Source organism: Streptomyces sp. NPDC029044 (assembly GCF_040637495.1).
Taxonomy (GTDB): domain Bacteria; phylum Actinomycetota; class Actinomycetes; order Streptomycetales; family Streptomycetaceae; genus Streptomyces.
Window position 1 is genome coordinate 1 of sequence record NZ_JBEZWN010000129.1, and the last position, 7,357, is coordinate 7,357.

The 7,357-nt window shown below is 75.6% G+C and carries 7 protein-coding genes and 1 pseudogene; all 8 read left to right on the plus strand.

Going from position 1 to position 7,357, the window contains the following annotated elements:
• Positions 1–738: iron chelate uptake ABC transporter family permease subunit (locus tag AB0E85_RS39440; protein WP_361937583.1), on the plus strand; the 738-nt coding region annotated here is incomplete at its 5' end.
• Positions 735–1,742 (plus strand): iron ABC transporter permease, encoded by a 1,008-nt coding sequence (locus AB0E85_RS39445; RefSeq protein ID WP_361937584.1) that lies wholly within the window; start codon positions 735–737, stop codon positions 1,740–1,742. The genes AB0E85_RS39440 and AB0E85_RS39445, both read left to right, overlap by 4 nt.
• A gap of 20 nt (positions 1,743–1,762) precedes the next feature.
• Complete coding sequence (locus tag AB0E85_RS39450) at positions 1,763–2,584, plus strand: ABC transporter ATP-binding protein (RefSeq protein ID WP_361937585.1); 822 nt, start codon at positions 1,763–1,765, stop codon at positions 2,582–2,584.
• Between the two features lie 56 nt (positions 2,585–2,640).
• The gene (gene amiA, locus AB0E85_RS39455; protein ID WP_244310224.1) at positions 2,641–2,754 is read left to right on the plus strand and encodes a streptamidine family RiPP; all 114 of its coding nucleotides are present in this window, start codon (positions 2,641–2,643) and stop codon (positions 2,752–2,754) included.
• Between the two features lie 90 nt (positions 2,755–2,844).
• Entirely contained in the window at positions 2,845–3,693 is an 849-nt protein-coding gene (locus tag AB0E85_RS39460; protein WP_361937586.1) for a hypothetical protein, read from the plus strand.
• Positions 3,690–5,171 carry a CocE/NonD family hydrolase gene (locus AB0E85_RS39465; RefSeq protein ID WP_361937587.1) on the plus strand — a complete coding sequence of 494 codons (1,482 nt, stop codon included), beginning with the start codon at positions 3,690–3,692 and terminating at the stop codon, positions 5,169–5,171. The genes AB0E85_RS39460 and AB0E85_RS39465 overlap by 4 nt, the downstream gene beginning before the upstream one ends.
• Complete coding sequence (locus AB0E85_RS39470) at positions 5,168–6,547, plus strand: YcaO-like family protein (protein WP_361937588.1); 1,380 nt, start codon at positions 5,168–5,170, stop codon at positions 6,545–6,547. The genes AB0E85_RS39465 and AB0E85_RS39470 overlap by 4 nt, the downstream gene beginning before the upstream one ends.
• 11 nt (positions 6,548–6,558) lie before the next feature.
• Positions 6,559–7,357: pseudogene (locus tag AB0E85_RS39475) on the plus strand (SagB/ThcOx family dehydrogenase); the annotation flags it as partial.

The window sequence follows — 7,357 nt, forward strand, 5'->3', positions numbered from 1 at the left end:
GTCCTGCTGACCGGCGCCGCGGTCGCCGCCGCGTTGCAGGCGGCGCTGCTCGTGCTGATGGTCATGGCCGACCAGCTGGACCTCCAGCTCATCTACCGCTACCTGCTCGGCTCCCTCTCCGCCCGGACCTGGGACGACCTCGCGGGGCTGTGGCCGTGGCTGCTCGTCGCGGTTCCCGCCCTCGTGCTGTGCGCGCCGGTGCTGTCGGTGATGCGGCTGGGGGACGAGGACGCCGAGGCGCTGGGGGTGCGCGCCCGGCGGGCGCGGCTCGCCGCGCTGGCCATCGCCGTGGTGCTGATCGCCCCCGTGACCGCGGTCTGCGGGCCTGTCGCGTGGGTGGGTTTTCTCGCCCCGCACCTGGCCCGGTGGTTCAACCCCATGGCGGGAGCGGTGCGTTGGCTTCCGTGGTCCGCCGCCTGGGGCGCCGCCGTCGTGACGGTCGCCGACGTCCCGGCCCGGCTGGCGCTGGCCCCCGTGGAGACGCCGGCCGGTGCCTGGACGGCCCTGCTGGGAGTTCCTGCCGGGGTCGCTCTGATGCGGTCGGGTGGCCGCGGCCGGTCCGCCCGGTCCGCCCCGTCCGTGCGCAAGGCGCCGCACGGCCCACGGACGGCTGCGTCCGGCGCGTTGGACGACGTCCCTCGCGCCGGCGCCCCGAACGATGCTCGCCGAGAGGAAGCCGGGGCCGGCGGGAGTCGCCCCTTCCCTTCTCGGCCGACCGGAACGGAGGACGCGCGGTGACCCGGCGTTTCGTGGCGCTGGCGGCCCTGGCCGTCGGGTGCGCCGGCGTGGAACTGGTGGCAGGGCGCGGCATGTCCCCGGGCGCGGTCTGGGACGTCGTGAACGGCGGCGGTGACGCGACGGCACACCACATCTTCTTCCAACTGCGCCTGCCCAGACTGCTGGTGTCCCTCGGGGCGGGCGCGTGTCTGGCCGTGGCGGGGCTGATCCTCCAGTCGGCGTTGCGCAACCCGCTCGCCGGGCCCGAGGTGACGGGCGTGACACCGGGCGCGGTCCTCGGGGCCGTCTGCGCGACTGCCCTGGGGCTCGCCGGATGGGACGCGCCGCTGGCCGTCGTCCTCGCGGCTTGTACGGGCGGGTGTGCCGGCGCGGCGCTGCTGTGGCTGCTCACCGGCCGCGGCCGTGGCGACCCGGCGCAGACCGCCGTGCACGGGGTGCTGGTGTCGGCGGTGCTCGGCGGCCTCACCGCCATGGTGCTCCTGGTGGAGCCGGGTGAACTGGGCAGCGTGGTCCAGTGGTTGGTGGGCACCACCGAAGGCCGGGTGTGGGAGCACTGGCACCTGCTGTGGCCATGGGCGCTCTTCTGGGGGGCCGGGGCCTGGCTGCTGGCCGGACCGCTGACCCTGTTGCGCTGCGGCGACGACATCGCCCTCACGGCCGGCCTGTCCGTCCGTCCGGCGCGGACCCTGGCCCTGCTGTGCGCGGTGGCGCTGACGGCGGGCGCGGTGGCCGCCGTCGGGGCGCTGGGCTTCGTGGGGCTTCTCGTACCGCATCTGGCCGTGGCCGTCTTCGGCGCGGACCTGCGGGTGAGCCTTCCCGGCGCCGCCCTGGTGGGCGCGGTCGTGGTGTGCGGGGCGGATGCCGCCGCGCAGTTGTCCTCGCGGCTGCCGGCACCCGGGCTGGACGCCGGCCGGCTCACGCTGCCGGTCGGGGCCCTCACCGCCTGCCTCGGCGCCGCGCTGTTGCTGGTCGTCGTGCGCCGCACGCCGAGCCGTACGTTCTGAAGCCGACCGAAGGACAGAGCATGACCGAGTCCGTGGGGATCCATGTCGAGGGGGTCCACTTCGGCTATCCCGGGCGACCCGTACTGAGGGGCGTCGACATGACCGTCCGGCCGGGCGAACTGACCGCCCTCATCGGCCTGAACGGCTGTGGCAAATCGACCCTGCTGCGGCTGGCCGCGGGACTGCTGCGGCCGGACGCGGGGCGCGTCCTGCTGGGTGCGGACGACCTCGCCCGGCTTTCGCGGCGCGCGACGGCACGCCGGGTGGCGCTGCTGCACCAGTCCGCCCCGGCCGTACCGGGCATGACGGTGCGTCACCTCGTACGTCAGGGGCGGTACGCGGCACGCGGCCCGCTCGGCATGCTGCGCGAGGGTGACGATCCCGTCGTGCGGCGGGCTCTGCGTGATGTCGGGGTGGAGCAGTGGGCCGATCGTGACGTCGACGCGCTGTCGGGGGGCGAGCGGCAGCGGGTGCGGCTCGCGATGGCGCTCGCCCAGGACACCCGCGTCCTGCTGCTCGACGAGCCGACCACCTACCTGGACCTGCACCACCAGCTCGACGTGCTGCAAACCGTGGTGCGCCTGCGCGAAGAGCGCGGGCTCACCGTCGTGATGGTGCTGCACGACCTGGCCCACGCGGCCCGGTTCGCCGAGCGGATCGTCGCGCTGCGGGAGGGCCGTGTGGTGGCCGACGGGCCGCCGAAGCGGGTCGTCACACCGGGGTTGCTGGCGGAGGTCCTCAAGGTGGCGGGCCGGGTCGGTGAGGATCCGGAAGGGGGATGGCCGGTGTGTTACCCAGATCACCCCATCACAGCTCTTGAATATGAAAATCAGATTCATTAGCGTGATGTCACGGCGCTCATCCGAACGCCGTATCTCCCTGACATGAAGGAGAGTTCATGGACAACGAGCAGGTCTTCGCGCCGATCGTCGACCCGGGTCAGCTGGCTCACGACTCGGCCTCCCACTCCAACGCGCTCGTCGAGAACCCCTTCGAGGACACCGAGGAGTAAGCGAGGGACCGACTCCCTCGACCGTGGGCCCGCCCGTTGCCTTCCGGGCGGGCCCACGCCCGTCCCCAGCCCGCCGCCAGGAGGAACGCCGTGTCCCACCGCCGACTCGTACCCGGTGCCGAGGTCGTCGCCGTACCCGGGCGAGGTCTCGCCGTCCGTACTCCCGAAGGGGACTTCCTCACCATCAGGACCGGCGACGCGGACGAGCGGCTCCTGCTCTCCCGGCTCACCGGCGACGACACCACGACCCGGACGGACACCGAACTCGACCGTCTCATCCGGGGTTTCGAACAGGCCGGCTTCCTGGCGGACGGCATCCCGCCCGCCGAGTGGCCGGCCGACCGCCGGCACATCCGGCTCATCGGCGACCCGGTACTCACCGGTCCCCTCGCCGCGCACCTGACGGCCCTGGGCGCCGACCCGCGCACCGCTCCGGCCGTCACCACGTCACCGGCCGACGTCGACGACCTGCTCGCCACGGCCCCCGCCGCCGTCGTGTGGTGCCTCGACGGACCCGTGCCCGACGGGCTGTGGGACGCCGCCGACCGGCTGCCCGAGCACGGCGTCGCCTGGCTGCGCTGCCACCGCGAGGGCTGGCAGGCGTACGTCGAGCCGGTCGCCGCCGGCCCCGGAGACGTCACCTCGGCCCACATCCGCTCCCGCCGGCTCGCCGCCACCCCCGCTCACCGCGAACTGGCCGCGTACTGGACCGGGCCCCGCACCCTCGGTGCACCGGTCCGGCTCGCCGTCCCCGCCGCCACACTGCTCGCGGCGCTGCTCGCCGACGATCTCACCCGGTGGGCCACCACAGCCCCCGACACGGCCGGTCTCCCGGCACGACGCCGGCTGCGCCGCGTCGACCTGCGCACCCTGACCGTCACCGAACACCCCGTCCTGCCGGTGCCCGACGTGGCACCGATGCCGAGGCAGCACGGATGACGGCGTTCAGCACGGCCGTCGACGGGCTCGCCACCGACGTCCGGCTCCCCGCCGGTGACGGCCCCTTCCCGGCCGTCCTGGTCCGTACCCCCTACGACCGTGCCCGGCACCGGGACGAGGCGTGCGGCTGGGCACGCCACGGATTCGCCGCCGTCGTCCAGGACGTGCGGGGCCGCTTCGCGTCACCGGGGGAGTGGCACCCCTACGCGAACGAGGCCGCCGACGGAGCGGTGACCGCCCGCTGGATCCGGCGGCAGCCCTGGGGCGACGGCCGGCTGGTGGCCGCCGGCGCCTCCTACGCCGCCCACTGCGCCCTCGTCCTCGCCCTCGACGCACCCCGGGACGCGCGGCCGGACGCCGTCATCGCGGCCGTGCCCGCCCTGGGCCTCGCGGAGACGGCGCGCGAGGCGTCCGGCGTGGAACGACTGCGCCCGCGCGCCGGATGGTGGGCCGCCCACGGCGACCGGCGCGACTCCGACGAGAGCGCCCTGGACAAGGCCCTCGCCACGGACCCCGGCCTGCTCACCCACCTGCCCCTGACCGCTCTGCCCGAGCGGCTCGGCCGAAGCCTGCCCTCCTGGGCCGATCTGTGGCGCCACCACGATCGCGGGCGCCTCCTGTCACAGGCCGCACACGCCGGGCCGCCCCTGCTCGCGGTGGGCGGCCACCACGACCACTTCACCGACGACACCGTCGCCCTGTGGCGCACCTGGGGCGGCCCCTCGGCGCGACTGCTCCTCGGCCCCTGGGGGCACAGCCTCCTCTCGGCTCCGGGCCCGGACGCGGGGCCCGCCCACCGGCTGAACCTCGGCGAGCTGTACGTACGCTGGGCCCGCCGCGCCCTGTCCGGCGCGCTCGCCCCCGGCCACCACGGCGCGACGGCACTGGGCGGAGCCGACCTGTGGCTGCCCGCCGCCACCGACGGCGTACCGCGCACACAACGGCCCCGGCTGCTGCACGGCTCAGCGTTCACCGCCGACCCCGGCCGGCCCGTCCGGTCCGACGACCTGACCGTACCGACGGACGGACACCCGGACCGCTGTGTGCTGGTCACCCCGCCGCTGCCCCGTCCCATCGACGTGGTCGGCCCCGTGGGCGCGCGACTGCGGGCCACCGCCCACACGCCGTCCGCGGACTGGGCCGCGCGGCTCGTCGCACTCACCCCGGACGGGAACGCCGAACGGCTCGCCGTCGGCATCGTCCGGCGAACCGAACCGGCCGGCCGCGCAGCCGGGTTCACCATCGGCCTCGGCCGGCTCACGCGCCGGCTGCGAGCCGGCACCCGGCTGCGCCTGGAGATCGCCGGCCACCACTTCCCGGCCCACGCCCGCAACCCCCACACCGGCGACGACCCGGTGACGGCCCACCGGCTGCTCGCCTCCCGGCGCGAGGTCGACCCGGCCGCGGTGGCCCTCACTCTGCACGTGCTCCCGTCCCGCCCCACCCCCACCGACCCCGCACAGGAGATCCTGCGATGACGGCGCTGCCGCTGGAAGCACTCGTCGACCCCGTCTGCGGCATCGTCCGCAAGGTCAAGCCCGTCGAGCACCCCCCGGGCACCCCGCCCCGCTACACCGCCCTCACGGCCGAGATATCCGACGCCCGCAGACTCGGACTGTGGCCGGCCGACCGGGTCTCCCTCGGCACCACGTTCGGCGACCCCGGGCAGGCCCGCACCGCCGCGATAGCCGAGGGCGTGGAGCGGTACTGCGGCAACCGCGTGCCGCCGCCCGGTCACCCCGACGCGCCCCTGCGCGCCACCGCCGCCGAACTGGCCGAGAAGGGCCTGCGCCTGTACGGCCCCGGAGACCTGCCCGCCTACGCGCCCTGGCAGTACGCCCGGGAGAAGTTCCCCTACCGCCCCCTCACCGCCGACACCCCGGCCCTGTGGACGCGCGGGAGGGAAGCGCTCGCCGACGGGACCACCGCCGAGGTCTGGGCACCCGTGTCGCTCACCCACCTCAACTGGCGCCAGGGCGACCTGCGCGAGCTGCCCCGCACCCATCACCTCAACTACGCCGGCATCGCCACCGGCCAGGGCCTCGACGACGCCGTGGAACGCGGCCTGCTGGAGATCGTCGAACGGGACGCCCTGGAACTGTGGTGGCACCTGGACGGCCCGGCCCGGGGCATCGATCCGGCGAGCGTGCCCGGCCTCGCCGACGACCTCGCCGGGTCCGCGCTCGACGTCCACATCGTCGAGATGCACTCGGAGTTCGCCCCCTGCATGGCCGCCCTCGTCCACGACCCGCGCCTCGGCCTGTACGCCGCCGGCTTCGCCTGCAAGTACGACCCGGCCGAAGCCGCCCGCAAGGCCGTCCTCGAAGCCGTCCACACCTGGGTCTTCACCCAGGGCCTGACCGGTTCCGACGGCTGGGTCTTCCAGGCCGTCGAGGCGGGGCTGCTCGCCCGCGGGCTCTACCTGGAGCACCGGGCCGACGGGCGCTACCTCGACGCGTGCGGCGAGCAGTTCGAGCACGTCCGGGACCTGGGCGCGCACGTACAGGTGTGGCTGGACGAGCGGATGGCCGCCGAGGCCCGGCGCTTCACCGGACCGGCCCTCGGGACCGTGTCCGTCGACGCCGTCGAACCCGGCAGCCGGGAGCGGCTGGAGAACGCGCTGCGCGCGGGCGGCCACCGGATCATGACCTTCGACCTCACCACCGAGGACATCGCCGAGACCACCCTGCGCGTCGCCAGGGTCCTCGTCTCGGGGCTCCTGCCCAACGCCCCGGCCGCCTTCGGCTACTTCGGCTGCCCGCGTCTGTCCGAGGCCGCCGTCGCACGCGGATGGCGCACCGACCCGCCGAGCGCGCCGCAGGACTTCACCCTGGCGCCTCCGCCGCACATGTGAGGGCCGTCCCCGTGGAACACGTCCGCGAGGACCACACGCCCGACCTCGTCGCCGCCCTCGCCCGTGCCCGCTCCCCGGAGCTCCCCGGCCCCGACACACCTGCCGGAGGTGCCGTCCGGGCCTGGCCGGGCCCGGAGATCGCCTTTCCGAAGGCCGGGCCGGCGGATCTCGACGTGCAGGTCCTGTTGCGCCTCTCCCTGGCGGCCTCGGACGGCTCCGGACGGCTGCGGCCCGTTCCATCCGCCGGTGCCCTGCACCCGGTGGACACCGAACTGACCGTCGGCGCCGGCTGCTCCCTGCCGCCCGGACGCTACGGCTACGACCCGCTGCGCCACCGCGTGCACCGCCTGGGCCGGCAACCCGACGGCACGCCACCGGGCATGACGGCCCGACTCTCGGTCACCGCACGGCGCACGGCCTCCCACTACGGCCACCGGGCGCGGCCCCTGCTGCTCCTCGACACCGGGCACGCCGCCGCCGCGCTGTACCTGGCGGCCCGCGCGCTCGGAGTGGGCGAGCCCGGCGTACGGCTGGACGGACTCGCCGAGAACCCGCTGGCCGCCGTGCACATCCCGCCGCCCGACCGGCGGGGGCCGGTGCATCCCGCCGGTCGGGCCGGCGTCCCGGAGCCGTCGGAGGACCGGCCGGCGCCCGCGGAGCTGCTGGCGCGCCGCAGCGCCCCACCGCCGTTGTCCGGCGCTCCCTCTTCGGACGCACTGCTGGCGGTCCTCACCACCGCCGTGCGGGCAGGCGCCGGTGACCTGCGCTGGTGTGCCGCCGTGGGCCCGCCGCGGCCCGGGCTGGTGGAGC

Excerpts from the sequence above, each read along its gene's own strand:
- AB0E85_RS39450 (WP_361937585.1), top strand. The coding sequence starts at position 1,763 with ATGACCGAGTCCGTGGGGATCCATGTCGAGGGGGTCCACTTCGGCTAT.
- amiA (WP_244310224.1), top strand. The coding sequence starts at position 2,641 with ATGGACAACGAGCAGGTCTTCGCGCCGATCGTCGACCCGGGTCAGCTG.
- AB0E85_RS39465 (WP_361937587.1), top strand. The coding sequence starts at position 3,690 with ATGACGGCGTTCAGCACGGCCGTCGACGGGCTCGCCACCGACGTCCGG.
- AB0E85_RS39470 (WP_361937588.1), top strand. The coding sequence starts at position 5,168 with ATGACGGCGCTGCCGCTGGAAGCACTCGTCGACCCCGTCTGCGGCATC.